Origin of the sequence: Saccharothrix lopnurensis, assembly GCF_042658445.1 — a bacterium.
In the GTDB taxonomy this organism is placed as follows: Bacteria; Actinomycetota; Actinomycetes; order Mycobacteriales; family Pseudonocardiaceae; genus Actinosynnema; species Actinosynnema lopnurensis.
The window spans coordinates 42,336-67,355 of the sequence record NZ_JBHSQO010000035.1; the positions used below are offsets into that span (position 1 = coordinate 42,336).

General features: G+C 74.4%; 22 protein-coding genes and 1 pseudogene. 7 read left to right on the forward strand and 16 right to left on the reverse strand.

The genetic code is table 11. The annotated features are described in order from the left end of the window. Positions 1 to 63: 63 nt before the first annotated feature. Complete coding sequence (locus ACFP3R_RS26965) at positions 64 to 864, reverse strand: SAM-dependent methyltransferase (protein ID WP_380639621.1); 801 nt, start codon at positions 862 to 864, stop codon at positions 64 to 66. Positions 865 to 978: 114 nt separating this feature from the next. Next, positions 979 to 3,702, reverse strand: a complete 2,724-nt coding sequence (locus tag ACFP3R_RS26970) for an ATP-binding protein (protein WP_380639623.1) — start codon at positions 3,700 to 3,702, stop codon at positions 979 to 981. 384 nt (positions 3,703 to 4,086) lie between these two features. Between ACFP3R_RS26970 and lon the strand changes: the two genes are divergently transcribed. Next, positions 4,087 to 6,447: an endopeptidase La gene (lon, locus tag ACFP3R_RS26975; protein WP_380639625.1), complete on the forward strand. Its 2,361-nt coding sequence runs from the start codon at positions 4,087 to 4,089 to the stop codon at positions 6,445 to 6,447. Between the two features lie 209 nt (positions 6,448 to 6,656). Here lon and ACFP3R_RS26980 read toward each other — a convergent pair whose 3' ends face one another. Continuing rightward, entirely contained in the window at positions 6,657 to 8,294 is a 1,638-nt protein-coding gene (locus ACFP3R_RS26980; RefSeq protein ID WP_380639627.1) for a PstS family phosphate ABC transporter substrate-binding protein, read from the reverse strand. A gap of 223 nt (positions 8,295 to 8,517) precedes the next feature. Here ACFP3R_RS26980 and ACFP3R_RS26985 point away from each other — a divergent pair, with 223 nt between their 5' ends. Next, positions 8,518 to 9,045: a YbhB/YbcL family Raf kinase inhibitor-like protein gene (locus ACFP3R_RS26985; protein ID WP_380639629.1), complete on the forward strand. Its 528-nt coding sequence runs from the start codon at positions 8,518 to 8,520 to the stop codon at positions 9,043 to 9,045. 43 nt (positions 9,046 to 9,088) lie between these two features. Beyond that, a complete protein-coding gene (locus ACFP3R_RS26990) occupies positions 9,089 to 10,465 on the forward strand; it encodes a mycothione reductase (protein ID WP_380639631.1) in 1,377 nt (458 codons plus the stop codon). Between the two features lie 94 nt (positions 10,466 to 10,559). Here the strand turns inward: ACFP3R_RS26990 and ACFP3R_RS26995 are convergent, their stop codons facing one another. Then, the gene (locus tag ACFP3R_RS26995; protein ID WP_380639633.1) at positions 10,560 to 11,699 is read right to left on the reverse strand and encodes an MFS transporter; all 1,140 of its coding nucleotides are present in this window, start codon (positions 11,697 to 11,699) and stop codon (positions 10,560 to 10,562) included. A 204-nt stretch (positions 11,700 to 11,903) separates the two neighbouring features. On the opposite strand from ACFP3R_RS26995, the gene ACFP3R_RS27000 reads away from it, so the two are divergent. Then, on the forward strand, positions 11,904 to 12,575 hold the full coding sequence (locus tag ACFP3R_RS27000) for a FadR/GntR family transcriptional regulator (RefSeq protein WP_380639635.1): 672 nt from the start codon (positions 11,904 to 11,906) through the stop codon (positions 12,573 to 12,575). A 173-nt stretch (positions 12,576 to 12,748) separates the two neighbouring features. On the opposite strand, the gene ACFP3R_RS27005 is transcribed toward ACFP3R_RS27000, so the two are convergent. After that, on the reverse strand, positions 12,749 to 13,657 hold the full coding sequence (locus ACFP3R_RS27005; protein WP_380639637.1) for a LysR family transcriptional regulator: 909 nt from the start codon (positions 13,655 to 13,657) through the stop codon (positions 12,749 to 12,751). Between the two features lie 73 nt (positions 13,658 to 13,730). Between ACFP3R_RS27005 and ACFP3R_RS27010 the strand changes: the two genes are divergently transcribed. Then, positions 13,731 to 14,633 carry an EamA family transporter gene (locus ACFP3R_RS27010; RefSeq protein WP_380639639.1) on the forward strand — a complete coding sequence of 301 codons (903 nt, stop codon included), beginning with the start codon at positions 13,731 to 13,733 and terminating at the stop codon, positions 14,631 to 14,633. Positions 14,634 to 14,654: 21 nt separating this feature from the next. Then, positions 14,655 to 15,563 (forward strand): pentapeptide repeat-containing protein, encoded by a 909-nt coding sequence (locus tag ACFP3R_RS27015; protein WP_380639641.1) that lies wholly within the window; start codon positions 14,655 to 14,657, stop codon positions 15,561 to 15,563. Between the two features lie 359 nt (positions 15,564 to 15,922). On the opposite strand, the gene ACFP3R_RS27020 is transcribed toward ACFP3R_RS27015, so the two are convergent. From ACFP3R_RS27020 to ACFP3R_RS27040, 5 genes and pseudogenes are all read right to left on the reverse strand, one after another. Continuing rightward, positions 15,923 to 16,129: a hypothetical protein gene (locus ACFP3R_RS27020; RefSeq protein WP_380639695.1), complete on the reverse strand. Its 207-nt coding sequence runs from the start codon at positions 16,127 to 16,129 to the stop codon at positions 15,923 to 15,925. Positions 16,130 to 16,170: 41 nt separating this feature from the next. Then, positions 16,171 to 16,395 (reverse strand): annotated as a pseudogene (locus ACFP3R_RS27025) (tetratricopeptide repeat protein); the annotation flags it as partial. Continuing rightward, positions 16,344 to 16,775 carry a hypothetical protein gene (locus ACFP3R_RS27030; protein ID WP_380639643.1) on the reverse strand — a complete coding sequence of 144 codons (432 nt, stop codon included), beginning with the start codon at positions 16,773 to 16,775 and terminating at the stop codon, positions 16,344 to 16,346. The pseudogene ACFP3R_RS27025 and the gene ACFP3R_RS27030, both read right to left, overlap by 52 nt. Further along, positions 16,696 to 17,016, reverse strand: a complete 321-nt coding sequence (locus ACFP3R_RS27035) for a P-loop NTPase family protein (protein ID WP_380639645.1) — start codon at positions 17,014 to 17,016, stop codon at positions 16,696 to 16,698. The genes ACFP3R_RS27030 and ACFP3R_RS27035 overlap by 80 nt, the downstream gene beginning before the upstream one ends. A 188-nt stretch (positions 17,017 to 17,204) precedes the next feature. After that, the gene (locus tag ACFP3R_RS27040; protein WP_380639647.1) at positions 17,205 to 18,728 is read right to left on the reverse strand and encodes a cobyric acid synthase; all 1,524 of its coding nucleotides are present in this window, start codon (positions 18,726 to 18,728) and stop codon (positions 17,205 to 17,207) included. Between the two features lie 41 nt (positions 18,729 to 18,769). Between ACFP3R_RS27040 and ACFP3R_RS27045 the strand changes: the two genes are divergently transcribed. Beyond that, positions 18,770 to 19,468: an alpha/beta fold hydrolase gene (locus ACFP3R_RS27045; protein WP_380639649.1), complete on the forward strand. Its 699-nt coding sequence runs from the start codon at positions 18,770 to 18,772 to the stop codon at positions 19,466 to 19,468. Here ACFP3R_RS27045 and map read toward each other — a convergent pair. The 6 genes from map to ispG form a co-directional block, all read right to left on the reverse strand. Continuing rightward, positions 19,455 to 20,312, reverse strand: coding sequence for a type I methionyl aminopeptidase (map, locus tag ACFP3R_RS27050; protein ID WP_380639651.1), 858 nt, complete (start codon positions 20,310 to 20,312; stop codon positions 19,455 to 19,457). The two genes, ACFP3R_RS27045 and map, sit on opposite strands and share 14 nt — an antisense overlap. 68 nt (positions 20,313 to 20,380) lie before the next feature. Next, positions 20,381 to 20,788, reverse strand: a complete 408-nt coding sequence (locus tag ACFP3R_RS27055) for a type II toxin-antitoxin system VapC family toxin (protein WP_380639653.1) — start codon at positions 20,786 to 20,788, stop codon at positions 20,381 to 20,383. Beyond that, the gene (locus ACFP3R_RS27060) at positions 20,785 to 21,060 is read right to left on the reverse strand and encodes a type II toxin-antitoxin system Phd/YefM family antitoxin (protein ID WP_380639655.1); all 276 of its coding nucleotides are present in this window, start codon (positions 21,058 to 21,060) and stop codon (positions 20,785 to 20,787) included. Before ACFP3R_RS27060 ends, ACFP3R_RS27055 begins: the two co-directional genes overlap by 4 nt. A 33-nt stretch (positions 21,061 to 21,093) precedes the next feature. Continuing rightward, a complete protein-coding gene (locus tag ACFP3R_RS27065) occupies positions 21,094 to 22,893 on the reverse strand; it encodes a penicillin-binding transpeptidase domain-containing protein (RefSeq protein ID WP_380639657.1) in 1,800 nt (599 codons plus the stop codon). A gap of 55 nt (positions 22,894 to 22,948) precedes the next feature. After that, entirely contained in the window at positions 22,949 to 23,803 is an 855-nt protein-coding gene (locus ACFP3R_RS27070; RefSeq protein WP_380639659.1) for a GNAT family N-acetyltransferase, read from the reverse strand. Between the two features lie 49 nt (positions 23,804 to 23,852). Beyond that, positions 23,853 to 25,007 carry a flavodoxin-dependent (E)-4-hydroxy-3-methylbut-2-enyl-diphosphate synthase gene (ispG, locus tag ACFP3R_RS27075; RefSeq protein WP_380639661.1) on the reverse strand — a complete coding sequence of 385 codons (1,155 nt, stop codon included), beginning with the start codon at positions 25,005 to 25,007 and terminating at the stop codon, positions 23,853 to 23,855. Between the last annotated feature and the right edge of the window lie 13 nt (positions 25,008 to 25,020).

The window sequence follows — 25,020 nt, forward strand, 5'->3', positions numbered from 1 at the left end:
GGCACCGACCGGAGTGGCACCGACCGGGCCCCTCCCGGAGTGACCCCGCCCGGTCCCCGCCGATCAGGGCTTGCGGCCGACCCCGGCGTACGCGCTGATGTAGGCGTCGTCGGAGTCGGGGTGCCACTCCGACAGCGGCACGACACCGGGTTCGACCACCTCGAACCCAGTGAGGAAGGAGGCGATCTCGTCGCCCGGCCGCAGCACCAGCGGGCTGTCGGTCTTGCGGTAGATCGCGTTGACCTGCTCGCCACCCTCGATGCCCTCCGCCGAGATCCCGTCCCAGCTGGCGTGCGAGAGGGCCAGGTAGCTGCCCGGCGCCAGGGCCTCCCGGTAGCGCGCGACGGCCTTGTGCGGCTCGTCGGCGTCCGGCACGAAGTGCAGCACCGCGACCATCAGCAGGCCCAGGGGCCGGTCGAAGTCGATCATCCGGCGGACGTCCTCGTTGCCCAGCACGGAGTCCGGGTCGCGCAGGTCGGCCTGGATGGCGCAGGCCAGCGGGTTGTCCGCGAGCAGCGCCGTGCTGTGCGCGACCGCCACCGGCTCCACGTCGGCGTAGACGACCTTGACCGCCGGGTTGGTCTGGTGGGCGATCTCGTGCACGTTGCCGACGGTCGGGATGCCCGAGCCCAGGTCCAGGAACTGGTCGATGCCCTGCCCCAGCAGGTGGCGCACCGCGCGGCGCAGGAACGAGCGGTTGGCCCGCGCCGCGCCCGACATGCCCGGGAAGATCTGCTCGACGGACTTCGCGGCCTCGCGGTCCACCGCGAAGTTGTGCGAACCACCCAGGTAGTAGTCGTACATCCGGGCCGCGCTCGGCCGGTTCAGGTCCACCGAGGACGGAACCCAGCTCGCCTGCTCCATGCGCACATCTCCTCGTCAGCCGAAGGCGTGATCGTCGTGGGTCGCCCGAACGGGCACAACCCCTAACGGACGCTCGTGCCCGTTTCGCGGCAACCTAGCGGATGGGTCCGCGGCTCACCTCGGCGCGCACTGGTCGTCGGGGTCGCCGTGGTGGGCTGAGTCGTGGCCGTCCGGGTCGTCGTGGCCGTCCGGGCCGTCCGGGTGGTCGAGCCCGTCGAGCCGCCGCCGCACCCCCTCGGCCTCGGCGTCGCGACCCTGGCCCCGGTACAGCTCCCACGCCTGCCGCCACACCTCGCGGGCCCGGTCGACCCGGCCCAGGGCGGCGTACGGGTGGCCCAGGCCCTCCAGGCTGTCGGCCTCGGCGTAGCTGTGGCCGAGTTCCCGGAACACGGCGAGGGCCTGGCGGTAGTGCTCCACGGCCCGGTCGTGGTGGCCGGTGCGGTGGTCGACGTAGCCCAGGCTGTCCAGGCTCATCGCCTCGCCCTCGCGGGCGTGGTGCTCGCGCTGGAGGGCGAGCGCGGCCCGGCAGTGCTCGCGGGCCCGGTCGTAATCGCCCAGCAGGGCCTCGTACCAGCCCACGAGGTTGAGCGACAGCGCCTCCCCCACCCGGTCGTCCAGGGCGCGTTGCAGCCGCAGGGCGTGGGTGGCGTGCTCCAGCGCCTTCGCGTTGTCGCCCCGCAGCGCCCAGAGCCGGGTGAACTCCTGGTGGGCCCGTGCCTGCCGATCGGCGTCCCCGGCGCGTTCGGCCAGCACCAGGACCTGGCGCAGGTGCTCCTCCGCCTCGTCGTAGCGCCCCAGGTCGGCGCAGGCGCGGCCGCTGTACCGGTGGGCCAGGGTGCGGGCGACGGGGTCGGGCAGGCACTCGGCCGCGGCCAGCCCGATCCGCCACACGGCGAGCCGGTCGTGCAGGTGCCCCCGCCGGTGGTGGAAGGTGGTCAGGGCCCAGGCCAGGCCCCATGCGGCCCGGTGCCGGCCGGTGGCGGCGGCGGTGCGCTGGGCCACGAGCAGGTTGGGGTGCTCGGCGTCAAACCACGCCAGGGCGGCGGCGTAGTCGGTCGGCGGGTTCAGGTGGGTGCCGGGTTCGGGCGGGTCGAGCTCGGCGGGCACGCGGTCGGCCATCAGGTGCCGGTCGGCGGCGTGGGCGGTGTGCAGGTAGTGGTCGACCACCCGGCGCAGGGCCTCGTCCCGGGTCCGCCGGGGCAGGGTGGCCGCGGTGTCGGCGGCGTGCCGGCGGATCAGGTCGTGCATCCGGTGGTGACCGCGGGCGTCCTCGCCGATCAGCGAAGCCTGCACCAGGCCGCGCAGCACCGCCCTGGCCGTGCCGGGCGGCAGGCCGGTGAGGCTCGCGGCGGCGGGCAGGCCGATGTCCGGGCCCGGCGCGATGCCGAGCAGGGCGAGGGCGGTGGCCTGGTCGGGGGTCAGGGAGCGCAGGGACCACGACAGCACGGTGGGCAGGCTGGCCGTCGGGTCGTCGTCGTCCAGGGCGTCCAGGCCGAGGTCGCGCAGCTCGGCGGCCAGGGCGGTCAGGGTGAGCTGGGGACGGGTGTGGGCGTGGGCGGCGACGATGCTCAGCGCCAGCGGGAACCCGCCGCACAGGGCGATCAGCTCGGCGACGGCGGCGGGCTCGGCGGCGAGGCGGCCGGGGTCGAGCCGGTGGGTCAGCAGGGCGCGGGCCTCGTCGTCGGCCAGCACGTCCAGCGGCAGGTGGTGGGCGTCGTGGGCGGTGATCAGCCCGGCCAGCCGCCTGCGGCTGGTGACCAGCACGGTGCAGGTGTCGCCGCCGGGCAGCAGCGGGGTGACCTGGGCGGTGTCGGCGGCGTTGTCCAGCACCAGCAGCATCCGCCGGTCGCCGACCAGGCCGCGGAACAGCGCGGCCTGGGCGTGCGGGTCGACGGGGATGCGGCCGGGGTCGACGCCCAGGGCGTCGAGGAAGCCGCGCACCGCCACCGCGGGGTCCATCGGCTCGCCGTCGGGGCTGAACCCGCGCAGGTCCACGAACAGCTGGCCGTCCGGGAACCGCCCGAGGTCGCGGTGGGACCAGTTCAGCGCCAACCAGGTCTTGCCGATGCCCCCGGCGCCGGCGATCGCGGAGACGACCACCGTGGAGCTGTTCGCCACGGCGGCGTCCAGGCGGTCCAGCTCCTCCCGGCGGCCGACGAACGGCGAGGGCGGGGCGGGCAGCTGGTGGGGCGCGGACGCCGGGTCGGGCGCGGCGTGGTCCGCGGCGGCCCGGTCGGCCGGGTAGGGGTGGTCGGGCAGGGCGATCCAGGCGGTGTCGCGGGTCTCCTTCACGCTCACCGGCGCGGGCCGGAACGTGGTCGGGTCGAGCACCGCGGAGTTGCGGACCACCTCGTCGAAGACCCAGCGGGACACCACCAGCGCCAGCACACCGGGCGAACCGGCCAGGGCCCGCTTCAGCGGCGCCGCGTCGATCAGCCGGAACGCGGTGGTCAGCGCGGTGGAGGTGGCGCCGTGGCCGTCGAAGGCGACCTCACCGGCGTGCACGGCCACCCGCAACCGGACCCGCTGCTCGGGCGGGCAGGCGTCGTTGTGGGTGCGCAGCGCCGCCACCAGCGCGCCGGGCACCACCTCCACCAGCGGGCCCTTGGGGAAGTCCGGCGGCACGAGGACGAACACGCAGTCGCCGCGGTCCTCGTGGTAGCAGTCCTCCCACGCCACCCCGGCCGCCCGCAGGGCCTCCTCGACGACCCGGTACAGCCCGGCGCGCGTGCCCAGCTGGTGGGGCAGGGTGCGGCGCGGGTCGCCGAAGCCCTCCACGTCGACCACCACGATCGTGCGGTGCACCGCCGAACCCGGGCCGCCGGCCGTCGTAGCCACACCGTGCATCGTGCCGGTGACGGCGGGTGAACACGATCACAACCGGAGAAGTGCACCCGAAAGCCGCAGCACCGCCCTCGGGGCCCGTCCCGTCGCAGGCCGCGCCCTCGGGCCTGCCCCCGCCGCAGGCCGTCCCACCTCGGCTCCCTCGTCGCCTGCCTCCGCCTCCGCCTACCTCCGCCGCCTGCCCTCCTCACCGCCTCCCCCGTGCCGCCCCTCCCCCATGCCGCCTTCCCGCGCCGCTTCCCCCGCGCCGCCCTTCCCCCTCTCCTCCCTCTCCCTCCCCCTGCCCCCTCTCCGCCTGCTCGCTCTGGGCGAACAGCCGGCGGAAACAATTCCCCGCTCACCTTGGTTGAGCCAGTCAGACTCAACTTTGGAGGAATCATGGGCGAGACGTTGGCGCTGCCGGTCCTGCCGCTGGACGACGTGGTCGTGCTGCCGGGCATGGTCGTGCCGATCCGGCTCAGCGGCGTGGACGCCGGCGCCGAGGCCCGCGCCGCCGTCGAGGCCGCGACCGCCGCCGGTGGTCAGTCCAAGGTGCTGCTGGTGCCGCGGTTGGACGGGAAGTACGCCAAGGTCGGCACACTGGGCGTGATAGAGCAGGTGGGCAGGCTGTCCGGCGGCGAGCGCGCGGCCGTGGTGCGCGGCACCGAGCGGGTGCGCATCGGCACCGGCACGACCGGTCCCGGCGCGGCGCTGTGGGTCGAGGCGACGATCGCCGACGTGCCGCCCGCCGACGAGCGCACGCACGAGCTGGCCCGCGAGTACCGCGCGCTGGTCACGTCGATCCTCCAGCAGCGCGGCGCGTGGCAGGTGGTCGACTCGGTGCGGCAGGTCGACGAGCCGTCGGCGCTGGCCGACCTCGCCGGGTACGCCTCGTACCTGGGCGACGAGCAGAAGGTGTGGCTGCTGGAGACGCCCGACACCACGCGGCGGCTGGAGCGGCTGATCGAGTGGGGCCGGGAGCACCTGACCGAGCTGGACGTGGCCGAGACGATCCGCAAGGACGTCAAGGAGGGCGTGGAGAAGCAGCAGCGCGAGTTCCTGCTGCGCCAGCAGCTCGCCGCGATCCGCAAGGAGCTGGCCGAGCTGGACGGCAAGCCCGCCACCGAGGAGCAGGACTACCGGGCCCGCGTCGAGGGCGCCGACCTGCCGGAGCACGTGCGGCAGGCCGCGCTGACCGAGGTCGACAAGCTGGAGCGGACCTCCGAGCAGTCCCCCGAGGTCGGCTGGATCCGCACGTGGCTGGACACGGTGCTGGGCATCCCGTGGAACGAGCGCACCGAGGACTCCTACGACATCGCGGGCGCGCGGGCCGTGCTGGACGCCGACCACGCCGGCCTGGACGACGTGAAGGAGCGCATCGTCGAGTACCTGGCCGTGCGGCGCAGGCGCGCCGACCGCGGCATGGGCGTCGTCGGCGGGCGGCGGTCCGGCGCGGTGCTGGCCCTGGTGGGCCCGCCCGGGGTCGGCAAGACCTCGCTCGGCGAGTCGGTCGCGCGGGCCATGGGGCGCGAGTTCGTCCGGGTCGCCCTGGGCGGCGTGCGCGACGAGGCCGAGATCCGCGGCCACCGGCGCACCTACGTGGGCGCGCTGCCGGGCCGGATCGTGCGCGCCATCTCCGAGGCGGGCTCGATGAACCCGGTCGTGCTGCTGGACGAGATCGACAAGGTGGGCGCGGACTACCGGGGCGACCCGACCGCCGCGCTGCTGGAGGTGCTGGACCCGGCGCAGAACCACACGTTCCGGGACCACTACCTGGAGGTCGAGCTGGACCTGTCGGACGTGGTGTTCCTGGCCACGGCCAACGTGCTGGAGTCCATCCCGGGCCCGCTGCTGGACCGCATGGAGCTGGTCCGGCTCGACGGGTACACCGAGGATGAGAAGGTCACCATCGCCCGTGACCACCTGCTGCCCCGGCAGGTCGAGCGCGCCGGGCTGGCGCCGGAGGACGTCTCGATCAGCGAGGCGGCGCTGCGGAAGCTGGCCGGCGAGTACACCCGCGAGGCGGGCGTGCGGCAGCTGGAGCGCTCGCTGGCGCGGGTGCTGCGGAAGGTGACGGCCCGGGTGGCGCTGGACGAGGCGGCGCTGCCGGTGGCGGTGGACGTGCCGGAGCTGCGCGGGTACCTGGGCTCGCCCAAGCACACGCCGGAGTCGGCTGAGCGGACCGCCGTGCCGGGCGTGGCCACGGGGCTGGCGGTGACCGGCGCGGGCGGCGACGTGCTGTTCGTGGAGGCGTCGCTGGCGCCGAAGGGCACCGGGTCGGCCGGGGTCGTGCTGACCGGGCAGCTGGGCGAGGTGATGAAGGAGTCGGCGCAGATCGCGCTGTCGTACCTGAAGTCGCACGACGCGGGCGCGGAGGAGCTGGCCGAGCGCGGGGTGCACATCCACGTGCCGGCGGGCGCGGTGCCGAAGGACGGGCCGTCCGCGGGCGTGACGATGACGACGGCGCTGGCGTCGCTGCTGTCGGGTCGCCCGGTGCGCTCCGACGTGGCGATGACGGGTGAGGTCTCGCTCACCGGGCGGGTGCTGCCGATCGGCGGGGTCAAGCAGAAGCTGCTGGCCGCGCACCGCGCGGGCATCACCACCGTGCTGCTGCCGCAGCGCAACGAGCCGGACCTGGACGACGTGCCGGAGCAGGTGCGCGACGCCCTGACCGTCCACCTGGTCCACGACGTGAGCGAAGTCCTGACCCTGGCCCTAGAACCCACCACCACAGCCACCACCACCGTCACCGCCGCCTAAACCCCAAGCGCGAGTCGTACGTCCAGACCCGTCGTGTCGTACGTCCAGGACCCCCGAGTTCAGCGTTCAGGACCCCCCGAACGTGCAGCCCGGGGGTCCTGGACGTGTAACTCGGGGGTCCGGAACGTACGACTCGCGCGACCTGGACGTACGACTCGCGCGACCTGGACGTACGACTCGCGGGGTCTGGACGTACGACTCGCGCGGGGTCAGCGGTGGGTGCAGAGGGGGAGGGGGAGGTTGTCGGGGGTGTGGCAGGGGAGGTAGCCCGCGTCCTTGAGGTGCAGGCGCGGGGCTTCGTGTTGGCGGACGTAGGTGATGAAGCGGGCGGCGGCGGAACCGGGGGCGGGCTCGGTGCGGGTGTAGAGGTACTCGACGGTCCAGAACGGGTAGCCGGCCTCCACGCCCGCGGCGGCGTCGAAGACCTTGCCGTCCAGGGACAGGGCCGTCAGCCGGTCGGTCTTGCGGGCCTCGGCGACCGACGGGGCGTCGGCGTACCCGATCGCGCCCTCCACCGCGCCGATCTCCCGCACCACGTCGGCGTTGTCGTCCCGCTCGCACCGGATCACCGGCGCGTCGGGCGCCCGGTCCTTCACCCGGCAGTCGTTGGACGACAGCGCGCTCTCGCTCGCGCCGAGCACCCGACGCTCGAACAGCTCCCGCGTCCCCGACTCGCCACCGCGCCCGACGACCCGGATGGGCAGCGGGTCGCCGCCCCGCAGCTGGCTCCAGTCCGTGTACGCGCCGGAGTAGACGCCGCGCAGCTGCTCCAGGCTGATCGCGTCCACCCCGACGGACGCGTGCACCACCACGTGGTAGACCACGATCGCCAACTGCTGCGCGTGCACGCCCGGCACGTCCTGCCTGCCGTCGGACAGCACCACCAGGTCCGCGTCGCCGCCGGCCACCTCGCGGACGCCCTGGATGCTGCCCGTCGCCCGGGTGACGACCCGCGCGTCCGGGCACGCCCGCTGGTACCGGTCGGCGATGGTCCGCACGGTCGGCATGAACACGCTCGACCCCTCCACCCGCAGCGTCCCCGACCCGCACGCCACGGACGCGTCCGTCGACGACGGCGGCCACGCCAGCACGAGCACCAGCACGGCCGCCAGCACCGTCGCGAGCCCGCCGGTGAGCCGGGGCAGCGTCACCAGCCGCTCCGGCCGCTCGTCGTGCACGATCCCGGCGCCGCCGAGGTCGCCGACGACCTCGACCTCCTTGCCCAGCTCGCCGTCCGGGTTGCCGTCCGGCTCGCGCAGCACCACCAGCAGCTTGAACTTCTCCTTGCGCCCCAGCGACAGCTTCTCCAGCCGCACGCCGTGCCAGACCGGCTCCCCTGGCACCTCCGCGGTCACCGGCAGCCGACCCCACTTCGCCACCAGCTGCGCCATCCGCTCGCGCACGGTCGGCAGCGACGCGCGCACCGGGCTCGCCTCCGTGCCGAAGAACTGGAGCGTGCGCCGGATCTCCGCCTTCCGCTCCTCGCTGCCGGCCTCGGACACCCTGGCGTTCCACACCACCCGGTCGCCGAAGGTGAACGTCAGCGGCGTGGTGAAGTCGCCGCCGTGGACCGGGTAGCTGCCGGTGTTGCGGATCCGGATGACCACGATGCTCATCCGGTCCAGCACCCGGACCAGCTCGCGCAGCTGCGGCGGGTTCGGGTCGGAGCCGTCGTGCAGCTGCTCCGGGCCGAGGCCGATCTTCGAGTTGTACAGCACGCGGTACCCGAGCCGCTTGCGGCGCACGAACAGCCGGTCGATGACCGGCGCCGCGAACAGCAGCGCGATCGCCGGCGCCACAGGCCCGGGGCCGCCGAGGAAGTCCAGCGCGGACCTCAGCTTCTCCACACCGGGTTCTCGGTCGGGGATCCGGCGGTGTTCCGGCGATCGCCAGGGGTTCACCACCACTTCACCGACCGGTAAGGACGAGGGGGGATGGGGCGGGCCCGCCGGCGTCGGCCCGGGGCCGGCGCGTGTTCTGCGTCACCCGGCTGACCGGCCGCCGCCTGCGCGGCCGTTCGCGCGGGGATAGGGTCGTGCGGTCCGACAAGATCACGTGTGGGAGGACCCGATGAGCCTCGAGCGCCCTGTCACCCCCGACCCCTACGCCCTGCTGCCGCGGGTGCCGTCGTTCACCGTCTCCTCGACCGACGTCGAGGACGGGCAGGCGTTGCCGCAGGCCCAGGTGCACGAGGGCGGCAACACCTCGCCGCAGCTGAGCTGGACCGGGTTCCCGGAGGGGACCAGGAGCTTCGTGGTCACCTGCTTCGACCCGGACGCCCCGACCCCCTCGGGTTTCTGGCACTGGGTCGCGGTGAACATCCCCGCGTCCGTGACGTCCCTGGACACCGGGGCGGGCGAGTCCGACGACACGCTGCCCGACGGCGCGTTCCACGTGCGCAACGACTACGGCACGCGCGCGTTCGACGGCGCCGCCCCGCCGCCCGGCGACCAGGTGCACCGGTACTGCTTCGTCGTGCACGCGGTGGACGTGGAGCGGCTGGACGTGGACGGCGACGCCTCGCCCGCCGTGGTGAGCTTCAACCTGGCCTTCCACACCCTCGCGCGGGCGCTGCTCGTGCCGACCTACGCGCACTGACGGGCCGGGAACAAGTCCCCCGCGCCGCGGGTTGGAGCACGACGTGAGGCACTTCGACCTGGTCATCATCGGTTCCGGCTCCGGCAACTCCATCCTCGACGAGAGGTTCGCCGACCAGCGGGTCGCGATCGTCGAGAAGGGCGTCTTCGGCGGCACCTGCCTGAACGTCGGGTGCATCCCCACCAAGATGTTCGTGCACACCGCGGACGTGGCCGCCGCGCCCGCCTCCGGCGCGCGGCTGGGCGTCGACGCCCACCTGGACGGGGTGCGCTGGACCGACGTGCGCGACCGGATCTTCGGGCGCATCGACCCGATCTCCGAGGGCGGCCGGCGGTGGCGGGCGGAGGAGAACGCCAACGTCACCGTGTTCGCGGGCACGGCCAGGTTCGTCGGCCCCCGGACCCTCGACACGGGCACCGGGGAGACCATCACGGCCGACCGCTTCGTGCTGGCGGCCGGGAGCCGCCCGGTGGTGCCGGACGTGGCCGACCTGGAGTCGGTCGGCTACCACACCAGCGACACGATCATGCGCCTCGACGCCCTGCCGCCCCGGCTGACCATCCTGGGCAGCGGTTTCGTGGCCGCGGAGTTCGCGCACGTGTTCTCGTCGTTCGGGGTGCGGGTGACCCTGATCGCCCGGTCTGACCTGCTGCTGCGGCGCGAGGACCGGGAGGTCGCCCAGCGGTTCACCCGGCTCGCGTCGGAGAAGTGGGACGTGCGGCTGAGCCACAAGGCGGTGCGGGCCGAGCGCGTGGACGGCGTGGTGCGGCTGCACCTGGAGGGGCCTGAGGGCTCGGTGTCCGTGGACGGTGAGGAGCTGCTGGTCGCGGTCGGCCGCACGCCCAACTCGGACCTGCTGGACCTGGCCTCCGCAGGGGTCGAGCTGCACCCGGACGGCCGGGTGGTCGTGGACGAGCACCAGCGGACCTCCGCGGCGGGCGTCTACGCGCTGGGCGACATCAGCAACGAGCACCAGCTCAAGCACGTGGCCAACCACGAGGCGCGCGTCGTGCAGCACAACCTGCTGCACCCGGACGAGCCGATCGCCGCCGACCACCGGCACGTGCCGGCGGCGGTGTTCACCTCGCCGCAGATCGCCTCGGTCGGGTTGACCGAGGAGCAGGCGGCCGAGCGCGGCGTGCGGTACGTGGTGGGGTCGCAGGCGTACGCGTCGATCGCGTACGGGTGGGCGATGGAGGACACGACCGGGTTCGCGAAGGTGCTGGCCGACCCGGGCACCGGGGAGATCCTGGGCGCGCACGTCATCGGGCCGCAGGCGCCGACGGTGATCCAGCCGCTGATCCAGGCGATGAGCTTCGGCCAGGACGCCAGGTCGGTGGCGCGCGGTCAGTACTGGATCCACCCGGGTATGCCCGAGGTGGTCGAGAACGCGCTGCTCAACCTGCCGCTGGAGTACTGAGGAGCGGAAGCCCGGCCAGACCCCTCGAACGGCCGGGCTCTCCGCCTCTCCCCCGTCACCGGCACATCGCGCGTGCCGGGTGGGGCGTTATCACCTAGAGCGTGCGCGGCCGGCCCGCGACCCAGCCCAGGGCGGTCAGCAGGACCAGCAGGCCGACCAGGACGAGCATCGAGGTCGTCCACGTGCCGGTCGCCCCGCGCAGCACCCCGAACGCGAACGGGCCCGCCGCGGAGATCAGGTAGCCGATGCTCTGGGCCATCGCCGACAGCCGCGCGGTGTCCGCGCCGGACGAGGTGCGCAGCGAGATCATCACCAGCGCGAGCGGGAACATGCCCATGCCCACGCCGATCAGCACCACCCACAGGGCGGGCGCGGCGGCGGGGGCCACGGCCAGGCCGAGCACGCCGAGCACCGACAGCGCGCCGAGCACCGCCACCAGGCCGGACTGACCGGGCCGGCGGGCGGCCAGCGGCGGCACGACCAGGCTCACCGGCACGCCCAGCACCATGGTGACGGCCAGCAGCAGTCCGGCCGTGGCGCGGTCCACGCCGGCGGCGTCGACCAGGATCTGCGGCAACCACCCCATCACCGTGTAGGCCAGCAGCGACTGGAGGCCGAAGAACACGGTGATCACCCAGGCCAGCGGGCTGCGCAGCAGGGACCGGCCGACCGCGGCGGGCGCGGCGGCGGCGCGGACCTCGCGGCCGTGCCGGGCGCCGGCCAGCCAGATCAGCAGGGCGGCCAGCGACAGGGTCGCCCAGGCGCCCGCGGCGAGCCGCCACGAGCCGAGCAGGGACTCCAGGCCGGGGGTGAGGGCGGCCCCGAGCGCCGCGCCGGCGGCCAGGGCGGCGGTGTAGACGCCGGTCACCAGGCCCACGCGGGTCGGGAACGAGTCCTTCACCACCACCGGGATCAGCACGTTGCAGACCGCGATGCCCGCGCACGCGATGAACGTGCCGCCGAGCACCGTCGACGGGCCGTTGACCACGCGCAGCACCAGGCCGAGGGTCAGCACGGCCAGGGAGAGGCCGACCGCGCGGGCCATGCCCAGGCGGCGGCCGAGCCACGGCGCGAGGAACGCGGCGACGCCGAAGCACAGCGTCGGCACGGCCGTCAGCAGGCTGGTCCAGGCCGTGGAGACGCCCAGCGAGGCGCGCACGTCGCCGAGCACGGAGGCCAGGCTGGTGACCGCGGGGCGGAGGTTGGCGGCGGCCAGCGCTACGCCGATCGCCAACAGGGTGCTGCCGACCAGGGCAACCCGCCTGCTCCGGCCCCCGGGACCGGCAGCATCACCAGCAGGATGGGCCGCGATCGTCGCCTCGGCACCGTGTTCGGTGGCACTGTGGACCATCGACGGTGACAGGTCGGGCTGGGTCTGCTGGAGCGTCACGCGGCTTACTATTGCAGACATGGGATGTTCGGATGAAAGGATGGACCTGTGCCATTGGCCACTACTCGGCGGGCCGGGCTCGTCGACCAGGTGATCGACCAGATGAGGGGAGCGATCACCGCCGGTGAATGGCCGGTCGGTCGCCGCATCCCGCCCGAACCCGAGTTGGTGACCGCCCTGGGCGTGGGCCGCAACACCGTGCGGGAAGCCGTGCGCGCGCTGTCCCACGCCGGGCTGCTGGAGGTCCGCCAGGGTGACGGCACGTTCGTCCGCGCCACCAGCGAGCTGTCCGGCGCGGTCCGCCGGATGTGCGGGACGGAGCTGCGCGAGGTGCTCCAGGTGCGCCGGACGCTGGAGGTCGAGGGCGCCCGCCTGGCCGCCGTCCACCGGACCGGGGAGGAGCTCGGCCGGTTGGCGGAGCTGCTGGCCCAGCGGGACGAGGCGCTGGCCGCGAAGGACTGGGCCCGGCTGGTCGAGCGCGACACCGCGTTCCACGTGCTGCTGGTGCAGTGCTCGCACAACACCCTGCTCGCCGAGCTGTACCAGGGCCTGACCGAGGCGGTCCGGGCCAGCATCACGGCCACCGTGGAGACCGATCACGAGGACGAGCACGTCTCGCACGCCGGCCTGCTCGACGCCGTGCGCGACCGCGACGCCGCGCGGGCCGCCGCCGAGGCGGGCGGGTTCCTGGAGGACCTGCTCGAACGCCACAGGGGCTGACCGCGGGCCGACCCGATGAGGTCGCGGTCCCGGCGCGACGGGACCGCGCTCCCGGTGCGACGAGGCCGAACTCCCGGCGTGACGGGGCCGAACTCCCGGCGTGACGGGGCCGCGGGGAAGGACCGGCGGCCCCGGAACCGGCTCCGGCCCGGCTCGACGGCCTCACGCCGCCTCTACGCCGTGTCGCGCTGCTCCCAGCACGCGCGCAGGGCCGTGAGGGCGGCCGTGACGGCGGGTCGGCGGCCCGCCCGGGTGCGCCAGACGGCGAACACCCGGCGGGTCGGCGTGGGCACGAACGGCACCGCGCGCACCGTGCCCGGCAGCGCGCTCCGACCCAGCCGCGGCAGCAGCGCCACGCCGATCCCCCTGGTCAGCAGGGCCAGCTGCGTCTCGTACTCCGCGACCCGGTGCGCCAGGTCGGGCTCCCGCCCCGCGCTCCGGAAGGTGTTGACCAGCCAGTCGTGGCAGATCGTGCCCTCCGGCTGGCAGATCCACCGCTCCCCGGCCAGGTCCTCGGGGGTCACCGCCGCCCGGTCGGCCAGCGGGTGCGAAGCGGGCAGCAGCACGTCCGCGACGTCCTCACCCAGGCGCGTCCGCGACACCGGCTCGGGCACGGGCAGCGGCGCGTTGACCCAGTCGTGCGTGACGGCGAGGTCCAGCTCGCCGCGCGCCACCGCGTCCAGCCCGTCCGGCGGGTCCAGCTCGACCGCGCGCACGTCCAGCCGCGGGTGGTCCCGGGACAGCGCCTCCAGCGCGGCGGGCAGCAGGCCGCGCGCGGCCGTGGGGAACGCGCCGACGCGCAGTTGGCCCACCGCCTCGCCGCGCTGCTCCTCCAGCGCCACCTCCGCGTGCTCGACCAGCGCCAGCACCTGGCGGGCGGTGCCGGCCAGCAGGTGGGCCGCGTCGGTGAGGGCGACGCCCCGGCCCCGGCGCTCCAGCAGCGTGGTGCGGGTCTCCCGCTCCAGCTTGGCGATCTGCTGGGACACCGCCGAGGGCGTGCAGTTGAGCGCGGTGGCCGCCGCGCCGACCGAGCCGTGGGTGGCCACCGCGTGCAGGGCGCGCAGCCTGCCGAGATCCAACATGCAGCGATGCTAAACGACAAGCGTGAGGATTAATTGCTGGTGCTTAACGGTCGTGGCGTCGAGGGTGAGCGGTGTGAAGCCACGCCACGTCGCCCTCGCGGTCCTCGTCGTCACCATCTGGGGGATCAACTTCGTCGTCATCAAGGTGGGCCTGTGGAATTTCCCGCCGCTGTTCTTCTCCGCGCTGCGGTTCCTGGTCGCCGCCGTGCCCGCGCTGCTGTTCGTCGGCGCGCCCAAGGTGGCGTGGCGCTGGGTCGTGGCGGTGGCGCTGGCGCTGGGCGTGACCAAGTTCGGGCTGCTGTTCCTGGGCATGGCCGCCGGGATGCCGGCCGGCCTGTCGTCGCTGGTGCTCCAGAGCCAGGTGTTCTTCACCGTGCTGTTCGCGGCCGTGCTGCTGCGCGAGCGGCCGCGGCCCGCGCAGCTGGTCGGGATGACCGTGGCGGCGGTCGGCATCGTGGTCATCGCCCTGGACTACGGGGTGGGCGGCCCGCTGTCGGCGTTCCTGCTCGTGGTGCTGGGCGCGGTGGCGTGGGGCCTGGCGAACGTGGCCACCCGCCGCGCGCAGCCGCCGGACCAGCTGAACTTCATCGTGTGGGTGAGCGCGCTGGCCGTGCCGCCGCTGCTGGGCCTGTCGCTGGTGTTCGAGGGCGCGGCGGCGGACCTGGCCGCGCTGCGGGCGCTGACCTGGACGGGCGTGGGCGCGGTCCTGTTCATCGCGTGGGTGTCGACGCTGCTCGGCTTCGGGCTGTGGAACTTCCTGCTGCGCCGGTACGAGGCGAGCGCGGTGGTGCCGTTCGCGCTGCTGGTGCCGGTGACCGGGATGCTGTCCGGGTGGCTGCTGCTCGGCGAGACCACCACGGCGGTGCGCCTGGCCGGGGCGGGCCTGGTGGTGCTGGGCATGGCCGCGGCCACGGTGCGGCGACGGGCGCCCGGGACCCCCGCACGGGTGGTTGACGCGGCCGCGGGGGTTCGCTGAGCTGGACGGGTGGAGCACCGGGTGCTGTCGACCAGGGCGATCACGCTCTGGGCGATCGGGCTGGCGGTCGTGGCCGCCGGTTCGACCGCGGTGCTGCTGATCGCCCTCGGCTCCGGCGAACCCCGGGACGGGGTGCGGCTCGACGTCGTGCGCACCGCCTCCGGCATCGTGCTCGGCACGGGCGGCGGCGCCGCGCTGCTGCTGACCGCCCGCCGCCAGCGCTCCACCGAGCTGGACCTGCGGCAGAAGGACCACGACGCCACCGAGCGGCGGGTCACCGAGATGTACGGCAAGGCGGCCGACCAACTGGGCAGCGACAAGGCGCCGGTGCGGCTGGCCGGGCTGTACGCCCTGGAGCGGCTCGCGCAGCACCACCCCGCGCACCGGCAGACGATCGTGAACCTGGTCTGCGCCTACCTGCGGATGCCGTTCACGCCGCCGCCCGAGGTGCGGGTGGGGCCGCGCGACGCGCACCGGTTCGAGGAGCTGGAGGTCAGGCGGACCGCCACCGGGCTGCTGGCCGAGCACCTGCGGCCGGACCGGGCGGAGGCGTTCTGGGCGGACATCGCGCTCGACCTGTCCAACGCGACCCTGGTGAAGCTGGTGCTGACGCGCGCGCAGGTGCGCACGGCCTCGTTCGTCGGCACCACGTTCACCGGGCCGGCGACGTTCCGGGGCACGACCTTCACCCGGGGCGCCGACTTCCGCGAGGCGCGCTTCCGCGGCCTGGCGGACTTCCGGCGGGTCGGGTTCGGGGAGTCGGCGTTCCGCGGCGCGGTGTTCGAGGGCGAGACCGACTTCGGCGTGCACACCGACGCGACGCTGACCGGAGCCCGCACGCGGACCCGCGACGTGCGGCGGAAGTGGCCCGACGGGTGGGTGGAGCGCGCCGACGGTCCCGACTGGGCCGCTCTCGTGCACGGATCGTGACCGCCCTTGGCCCTATCGGGCGACGTATCCCCTGGGCCGTCCTCGGTACCTTCAGGGTGTAGGCCCGAACCGGAGCGGAGGTGCGACATGCGGTACCGGAACTGTTCGCGCCTCAGCGGTTTCCCGGACGCTGAACAGGCGTCCACAGCGGATTCCACCCGTCTCGTCCGCGGCACAGCGGCCCGACGGTTCCCGGCGCGGTGCTCCGCCCGACTTGGTGGTCGGGCACCCTCTCCGGTCGGGGACCGGTCGCCCACGCGGCACCGGTGACCAGAGCGGCTTGGTGGTCGCACGCGGCCACCGGGTTCCGCCAGGCGACGGGCTGCCCTTCCCGGGCGGGATGACCGGAAACCCCCTCCTCAGCGCCTGCGTCGGCGCAGCCCCACCAGCCGCTTGCGGATGCCGCGGACCACGTCCTCGTGCCCCAGGGCCGCGTAGGGGTTCATCGCGCGCACCCACCGGTGCCGGGCGGCGTCGTGGTCCCGGCGGCGCCTGGCCAGGATGCCGAGGCGCGCCAGCACCCGCGCCTCGCGCAGCCGGTCGCCGTGCGCCACGACGAGCCGCACGGCCTCGGCGTAGCGGGCGGCGGCCTCCTCGTCGCGACCGTGCCGAGGTTGAACACGATGTCGGCCTCGCCGCGCCGGTCACCCGGCTGCCGGTAGCGGTCCAGCGCCTCGTCGTAGTGGCCCAGCGCCGCCGTGAGGTCCCCGCTGCGGCGGGCGATCGAACCGAGGTTGTGCAGCGCCTGCGCCACGGCGGGCAGGTCCCCCGCCTCCCGGCTCAGCCCCAGGAACTCCTCGTACAGCCGACGCGCCCGTTGGTGCTCGCGCATCTCGCGGGCCGGCCGGGCGAGCCGGTGCACGGCGCCGGCCTCGCCGGCGCGGTCGCCCGCGTCCACCGCCATCTCGTACGCAGCCGGAACAGCCGCGCCTCGGCGGGCGCGAGCCGGTTGCAGGACAGGTCGAACGCGGCGTGCACGCCGGAGCTGTCCCCGAACGCCAGCTCGCCCAACCTGGTCGACGCCTCCCCCGGCGCGGCCACCAGGTCCTCGATCGGCTGCCCGGGATCGGCCACCAGGAGCGCCGCCACGATGCCCAGCGCCGGTGGCAGGCACCCGCACAGCCGGACCAGCTCACCGGCCGCCGCCGGGTCGGCCGCCACGCGGTCGTCGTCCGGGCGGGCCGCGTGCACCGCGCTGTCGAGCAGGCTCACCGCCTCGGCCTCGGCCGGCACGTTCAGGCGGGTCGTACCCCCGGAGGTCGATGAACAGCACGCCGCCGGGGAACCAGTCCTCCTCGACGGCCTCGTGCGCGGCGCGCACCGCGAGGGTGGTCTTGCCGACCCCGGCGAGCCCCGCGACCGCCGAGATCACCACGGGGGCGGCGGCCGGGTCGGGACGCAGGGCGGCCGCCGGCACGGCCAGGTCGGTGGTGCGCCCGGTGAACAGGTCCACCGGCGGCAGGCCGGCCGGCGCGGCGGGCGGGGTGGCGCGGCGGAGGCGACGTCGCGGGCCTGGATCAGCGGCCCCGACACGGTCCCGCTCACCTCGTCGCGCGCATCGCCCACGATCCTTTCCACTCCCGGACCCGCCGGTCGGGCGCCCCCGCCGGGCATCCCGGCCCGCGGAGTCCCCCGACCGCCTCACCCCACGGGTGGCGCGCCCGCCGGGGGGACCACCGGGAGCCCGGCCGGCGCGCCGCGCTCCACCAGCGCCCGCACCGCGTCCGTGTCCAGGTGGTCGGCCACCAGGTCCCCGAGCAGGTCGAGCTGCGCCGCCCGGCGGCCCGCGAAGCAGGTGTCCGGCGCGGGCTCGAAGCCGCCGCGGTCCGCGTGCCCCGCGGCCCAGCGCAGGAACGCGCGGCGGAAGGCGTCGTTCTCCAGCAGGCCGTGCCAGTGGGTGCCGGCGACCCGGCCGCGCAGCGCGCCCTCCGACGTGCCGTCCGGCAGGGTGACCAGGCCCTCCTCGGCGGTGCGCACCACCCGCCCGTGGTGGATCTCGTAGCCGGTGACGGGTTCGCCGAGCGCCGTGCCGCGCGGCTGCTCCAGGGTCTTGTCCGGCTCGAACCGCACGTCTACGTCGAGCAGGCCCAGGCCGGGCACGTCGCCCCGCCGCGACTCGACCTCGTCCGACACCCGCGCGCCGAGCATCTGGAACCCGCCGCAGATCCCGAGCACCGGGCCGGGGTGCGCGGTGATCGCGTCGGCCAGGCCGGTGGCGCGCAACCAGGCCAGGTCGGTCACGGTCGCCTTGGAGCCCGGCACGACCACCAGGTCCGCGTCGGCCAGCCGGGACGGCTCGGTGACGAACCTCACCGACACGCCCGGCTCGCAGGCCAGCGCCTCCACGTCGGTGGCGTTGGAGATCCGCGGCAACCGCACCACGGCCACCCGCAGCCACTGGTCGCCGCGAGGCGGCTCCGGGCGGCCGATGACGCCGTCGGCGGCGTAGGACAGCGAGTCCTCGGCGTCCAGCCACAGCTCCTCGCGCCACGGCAGCACCCCGAGCACGGGCCGCCCGGTGAGGGCGCGCAGCTGGTCGAGGCCGGGCCGCAGCAGCTCCGGGTCGCCGCGGAACTTGTTCACCACGAACCCGCCGACCAGCGCCTGGTCCGCCGGGTCGAGCAGGGCCAGGGTGCCGAACAGGTGCGCGAACACCCCGCCGCGGTCGATGTCGCCGACCACCAGCACCGGCAGGTCCGCCGCCCGCGCCAGGCCCATGTTGGCGATGTCGTTCGCCCTCAGGTTGATCTCGGCGGGCGAGCCCGCGCCCTCGCAGACCACCACGTCGTGGTCGGCGCGCAGCCCCTCCAGCGTGGCCAGCACGGTGGTGAACAGCTCGGCCTTGCGCTCGCGGTAGGACAGCGCGGACACCTCGCCGACCGCCCGGCCCAGCACCACGACCTGCGAGCTGCGGTCACCGCCCGGCTTGAGCAGCACCGGGTTGAACCGCACGCTCGGCTCCAGCCCGCACGCGGCGGCCTGGAGCGCCTGCGCGCGGCCGATCTCGCCGCCGTCCCGGGTGACCACCGAGTTGTTGGACATGTTCTGCGCCTTGAACGGCGCCGTCCGCACGCCCTGCCGGGTCAGCCACCGGCACAAACCGGCGGTCAGCACGCTCTTCCCGGCGTCCGAGGTGGTCCCCGCCACCAGCAACGCACCTCGCACGAACGCCCCCTGTGTCGGTCCAGGCTGACATCATCCACGTCATGGTCGACCAGCCCGCCACCGCAGTCCTGGTGCACAGCCCCTACCTCGGACCGGCCAGCCTCCGGCCCCTCGCCGGGGCGCTGGCGGAGCTGGGTCACCCCGTGCTCCTGCTCGACCTGCGGGTCACGGTCAACGCCGCGCCCGTGCACCAGCGCCTGATCGGCGTGTTCGCCGACGCGGTGGAGGACGCCGGGGTCGAGGGCGAGCTGGTGCTCGTCGGGCACAGCGGGGCCGGTCCGCTGCTGCCCGCGTTCGCCGACGCCCTGGAGACGCCCGTGCGCGGGCTGGTGTTCCTCGACGCCGAGCTGCCCACGCCCGGCCGCAGCTGGCGCGAGGGCGCGCCCGCGGAGCGCATGACCCGGCTGAAGGCCATCTCGCGGGACGGCCTGATGCCGCGCTGGGACCTGTGGTTCGCGCCCGAGGCGCTGTCCGCGATGGTGCCCGACGTGCGGCTGCTGGAGGAGATCGTCGCCGAGGCGCCCGAGGTGCCGCTGGCGTTCCTCAAGGAGCCCCGGCCCACCGTGCCGTGGACCGGGGCGTGCTCGTACCTGCGGCTGAGCGGGACCTACGACGGCGCGGCCGAGGCCGCCCGGTCGCTCGGCTGGCCGGTGGTGTCGCTCGACGCGCACCACCTGGCCGCCGCCACCGCGCCCGACCGGGTCGCGGCGGCGCTGGTGCCGCTGCTCAGCAGACGGTGAGGATCTCCGCGCCGTCCTCGGTCACCACGATGGTGTGCTCGAACTGGGCGGTCCAGCTCTTGTCGCGGGTGGTGACCGTCCAGCCGTCGTCCCACATGTCGTGCTCGATGCCGCCGAGGGTGATCATCGGCTCGATGGTGAACGTCATGCCCGGCTCGATGACTGTCGGGACGTGCGGCGCGTCGTAGTGCAGCACGACCAGGCCGCTGTGGAAGGTGCGGCCGATGCCGTGGCCGGTGAAGTCGCGGACCACGCCGTAGCCGAAGCGGTTGGCGTACGCCTCGATGACCCGGCCCACGACGTTGAGCCGGCGGCCCGGCTTGACCGCCTTGATGGCGCGCGTGGTGGCCTCGTGCGTGCGCTCGACGAGCAGCCGCACGTCCTCGCGGACGTCGCCGGCGAGGAAGGTGGCGTTGGTGTCGCCGTGCACCCCGCCGAGGTAGGCGGTGACGTCGACGTTGACGATGTCGCCGTCCTCGACCACGGTCGAGTCGGGGATGCCGTGGCAGATGACCTCGTTCAGCGAGGTGCAGCAGGACTTCGGGAACCCGCGGTAGCCCAGCGTCGAGGGGTACGCGCCGTTGTCGCACAGGAACTCGTGGGCGACCGCGTCGATCTCGTCGGTGGTGACCCCGGGCACGATGACCTTGCCCGCCTCCTGGAGGGCCTGCGCGGCGAGCCGCCCGGCCACCCGCATCGCCTCCACGACCTCCGGCGGCTGCACCCAGGGATCGGTGTTGCGCTGGGGTTCGGGCCGGTCGACGTACTCGGGCCGCACGATGTGGGCGGGCACGGGGCGACGCGGGGACTGCACACCTGGCTGGAGGACGGCACGCACGGACATGCCCCCCAGGTTACGGCGGGACGCGCGCCGGGCGACCACCACGTGGTCAACGCCGGCGGACGTGCCGATCAGGCGGCCTCTTCCGCCGTTCCCGGGGCCGCGACCGGCAGCCCCATCTCGTCGGCGGCGGTGAGCAACCGCTTGTCGTAGGCCACGAACGCGTCGAGGTCGCCGCGCAGCCGCAGGGCGGACGCGAGGTGGATCGCGTCGAGCGACTTCAGCGGGAGCGGGAGTGCGCCGGCGGCGTCGAGCAGGTCCATGGTCATCGGCATCTGGTCGATCTCGACCAGGATGAGGGTGGCGACCCGGATCGCCGCCTCCCCCTCGGCCCGGACGGCCCGGATCAGCTCGACCCGCGCGAGGGAGCTGCTGATCCGCCGTACGCCGGGTCGGGCGTCGAGCCACTCGCGCAGCGCCGGCGTCTCGACTTCGGTCTGCACCAACTTGGCCAGGGCGGAGGTGTCGAGGTAGATCACCAGCGCTCGTCCTCGCGCAGTCGGCGCAGCACCTCCGAGATCGGCGTGCCGGAGACGGGGGGCAGCGGCTCGGGGAACTCCCGGCCTCGACCGCGGAGCAGCTCGCCGCTGAGGACGAGTTGATCGCGGAGGGTGGACGCGTCCTCGCCGGGCGGACCGAGTTCGGCCACCACGCGCCCGTGATCGGTCACCGCGATCCGCTCCCCGGCCTGGGCTCGGCGCACGTAATCGCTCGTGTGATGCCGCAGGTCGCGCAGTCCCACCTGATCCATGTAATACAAGGTATCACATGCGAGCTGGACCATTCAGCCCAACGCGCCCAGGAACCGCGCCGAAGCCTCCACCGCCGGCCCCGACGAGTTCGTGCCCAGCAGCAGCGTGGCGAAGGCGACATCACCCCGGTACCCGATGAACCAGCCGTGGGAGTTGGTGCCGTCCCCGAACTGCGCCGTGCCCGTCTTCCCCCGCACGTCCCCGAACGGCTTGAGCTGCGGCGCGGACCCCGACTCGACCACCTCGCGCATCATCGCCCGCAGCGGCTCCAGGACCGCCGGGGACGGCGGGGCCGGCACGTGGTCCACCTCGGTCTCCCGATCGGCCAGCACCGACGGCACCGGCACCTCACCCGACGCCGCCGTGGCCGCCACCAGCGCCATGCCGAACGGGCTGGCCAGCACCTTCCCCTGGCCGAACCCGTCCTCCGCGCGCTCCACCACGTCGGTCGCGGGCGGGACCGAGCCGGTGATCGTGGTGACGGCCGGGATGCCGAAGTCCACCCCCAGGCCGAACGAGTCGGCGGCCTTGGTCAGCGCGTCGGGCGCCATGCCGGCCGCGAGCTGCGCGAACGTCGTGTTGCACGACACCGCGAACGCCGTGCGCAGCGGGATGGTGCCCTTGTCGAACTCGCGGTCGTTCGGCACGATCCGCCGCCCGTCGATGGTGGTCCTCCCGGGGCACGGCACGGGGCTCTCCGCGGTCACCTGCCCGGCACCCAGGGCCGCCGCCGCGGACACCACCTTGAACGTCGACCCGGGCGGGTACTGGCCGGTCAGCGCCACCGCGCCCTCCTTGTCGGCGGGCTCGTTCTGCGCCACGGCCAGCAGGTCGCCGGTCGACGCGGACACCGCCACCAGCATCGCCGCCCCGGGCACCGGCTCCACCGCGTCCTCGGCCGCCGTCATCACCGACCGGCTGAGCACGGTCCGGATCGCCTCCGCGTGCTGGGGCGGCACGTCGTGCAGGGTCTCCACCTCCTCGCCGGTCGCGTTGACGGTGTAGACCCGCAGGCCGGAGCGGCCCGCGATGTCCTCCTCCACGAACCGCCGCACCGCGGGCAGCACCTGCGAGCCGAACGTCCGCGACGGCGCGAGCAGCGACTTCTGCGTGGTGAACCGCACGCCCGGCAGCTCGTAGATGGCGGGCTTGACGGTCTGGTAGTCGGCATCGCGCAGGGCGGCCACCTGGTAGACCTGCCCGGAGGGCACGGCCGAGGCGCCCTCCACGACGGACGCGGGCGTGATCCCGGCGTCGATCGGGGACAGCGCCGCCGCCAGCGACCCGGCGACCGCCTCCAGGTCCCCCGCCTCGCGGGGGTCGAGCAGCACGGACACGACGACCTCGGGCGAGAGCAGCGGCACGCCCTCGCGGTCCAGCACGGGCGCCGGGTCGGGCTTCACCTCGACCATGCCGAGCACCTGCTGCGCGCCCAGCTTCGGGTGCACGACCGACGGCGCCCAGCGCACCTTCCAGTCGTCCTCCTCGCGGCGCAGCCCCAGCCCCGCCTGGTAGCCCCACGAGTGGCCGTGCCCGAGGTCCCAGTCGTAGCGCACCTCGGCCTCGGCGACCGCGGACTCCCCCGACGAGCGGACCTGGTCCACGGTGGTGCGCAGGCCGGCGGGCTTGAGCACCTCGCGCACCCTGCCCAGCAGCTCCCGGGCACCGGCGGGGTCGTCGGTGGCGGCCGCCGCGCCGTCGAGGTCCCCGTTCGCGACCCGGGTCAGGAAGTCGTTCGCCACCTCGTCGGGACCCGGTCGGGAGGAGAACAGGCCACAGCCGCTGACGAGCAGCAGCACGGCCCCGGAGAGGGCCACCGTGCGCGGGATCACGACCCCGAGTATGCCGGTCTGCGGCCACCGGGGTTCGACCGGTTCGGGGCCGGGGTCAGAACAGCACGGTCGCGTACTGGCCGACCTGGGTGAAGCCGATCTTGCGGTAGGCGGACCGGGCGACGTCGTTGTAGGAGTTCACGTACAGCGAGGCGGTCCGGCCCAGGCCCCTGACCAGGCGTTCGGACACGGCCGCGGTGCCGGTCGCGCCCAGGCCGTGCCCGCGCCGGTCCGGCCGCACCCACACACCCTGGATCTGGCCGACCTTGCTCGACATGGCGCCGATCTCGGCCTTGAACACGACCTCGCCGCCCTCGAACCGGGCGAACGCCCGCCCGCCCGCGATCAGCTCGGCCACCCGCGCCCGGTAGGACGCGCCGCCGTCGTCGGCGCAGGGGTCGACGCCGACCTCCTCGACGAACATGGCGATCGCCGCGGGCAGGTACCGGTCCAGCTCGTCGGGCCGCACCGGGCGCACCAGCGGGTCGGCCCGGACCTCCGGGCTGCCGCCCAGCGCCATCAGCGGCTGCTCGGGGCGCACCTCGCGGGCGGGACCCCAGTCCGGGGTCAGCTCCTCCCACAGGCCGAGCACCTGCTCGGCGGGCCCGACGAGCGACGAGCACATCCGGCCCCGGCGGCGGGCCCGGTCGGCGAAGCTGCGCAGCGCCGCCGGGCTGCCGCACAGCGGGATCAGGTTGGGCCCCGCGAAGCACAGCGCGTCGATCCGGCCGCCGCGCAGCGAGCGCTGGTCGTAGGCCCACAGCTCACCGCCCAGCCGCCACGGGTCGAGCCCGGCGACCTCGACCCGCGCGGCGACCATGCAGGACGCCACCGGGTCGGCCGCGAGCACCGCGAGGACCTCGGGCAGGTCCCGCTCGTCGAGCATCCGCGCGCCAGCGAGCCTCAACACGCGTCAAGCGTGCCAGATGGACGGCTGGTCGCGCGCGTCGGCCACCCGCTCAGCCGACCGTCACGACCGGCTCGCCCGGGGCGGACTCGCCGATCTCCTCGGCGAGGCGCATGGCCTCCTCGATGAGGGTCTCCACGATCTGGTGCTCGGGCACGGTCTTGATCACCTGGCCCTTGACGAAGATCTGGCCCTTGCCGTTGCCCGAGGCCACGCCCAGGTCGGCCTCGCGGGCCTCGCCGGGGCCGTTGACGACGCAGCCCATGACGGCCACGCGCAGCGGCACCTCCATGCCCTCCAGACCGGCCGTGACCTGCTCGGCGAGGGTGTAGACGTCCACCTGGGCCCGGCCGCACGACGGGCAGGACACGATCTCCAGCTTGCGCGGCCGCAGGTTGAGCGACTGGAGGATCTGGTGGCCGACCTTGACCTCCTCCACCGGTGGCGCCGACAGCGAGACCCGGATCGTGTCGCCGATGCCCTGGCGCAGCAGCGCGCCGAAGGCCACCGCGGACTTGATCGTGCCCTGGAACGCCGGGCCCGCCTCGGTCACCCCGAGGTGCAGCGGGTAGTCGCACTGCTCGGCCAGGATCTCGTAGGCCCGGATCATCACCACCGGGTCGTTGTGCTTGACCGAGATCTTCAGGTCGTGGAAGTCGTGCTCGGCGAACAGCGACGCCTCCCACAGCGCCGACTCCGCCAACGCCTCCGGCGTCGCCTTGCCGTACTTCGCCATCAACCGCGGGTCCAGCGACCCGGCGTTGACGCCGATGCGGATCGGCGTGTTGTGGTCGCGGGCCGCCGCGGCGATCTCCTTGACCTTGTCGTCGAACTTCCGGATGTTGCCCGGGTTGACCCGCACCGCCGCGCACCCGGCCTCGATGGCCGCGAACACGTACTTCGGCTGGAAGTGGATGTCCGCGATCACCGGGATCTGCGACTTGCGCGCGATCGCCGCCAACGCGTCCGCGTCGTCCTGCGACGGGCACGCCACCCGCACGATGTCGCAGCCCGCCGCGGTCAGCTCCGCGATCTGCTGGAGCGTCGCGTTGACGTCCGAGGTCAGGGTGGTGGTCATCGACTGCACCGACACCGGGAACTCCGAGCCGACCCCCACCGAGCCCACCATGAGCTGCCGGGTCTTGCGCCGCTCGGACAACACCGGGGGCGGCATCGCCGGGATCCCGAGCATGACGCCGTCGCTCATCGGTTGAACACCT

What these genes read in the sequence shown, in the direction of transcription:
- ACFP3R_RS27060 (WP_380639655.1), bottom strand. Translation starts at nt 21,060, where the DNA reads ATGGATCAGGTGGGACTGCGCGACCTGCGGCATCACACGAGCGATTAC.
- ispG (WP_380639661.1), bottom strand. Translation starts at nt 25,007, where the DNA reads ATGAGCGACGGCGTCATGCTCGGGATCCCGGCGATGCCGCCCCCGGTG.
- ACFP3R_RS27045 (WP_380639649.1), top strand. Translation starts at nt 18,770, where the DNA reads ATGGTCGACCAGCCCGCCACCGCAGTCCTGGTGCACAGCCCCTACCTC.
- map (WP_380639651.1), bottom strand. Translation starts at nt 20,312, where the DNA reads ATGTCCGTGCGTGCCGTCCTCCAGCCAGGTGTGCAGTCCCCGCGTCGC.
- ACFP3R_RS26965 (WP_380639621.1), bottom strand. Translation starts at nt 864, where the DNA reads ATGGAGCAGGCGAGCTGGGTTCCGTCCTCGGTGGACCTGAACCGGCCG.
- ACFP3R_RS26985 (WP_380639629.1), top strand. Translation starts at nt 8,518, where the DNA reads ATGAGCCTCGAGCGCCCTGTCACCCCCGACCCCTACGCCCTGCTGCCG.
- ACFP3R_RS27005 (WP_380639637.1), bottom strand. Translation starts at nt 13,657, where the DNA reads ATGTTGGATCTCGGCAGGCTGCGCGCCCTGCACGCGGTGGCCACCCAC.
- lon (WP_380639625.1), top strand. Translation starts at nt 4,087, where the DNA reads ATGGGCGAGACGTTGGCGCTGCCGGTCCTGCCGCTGGACGACGTGGTC.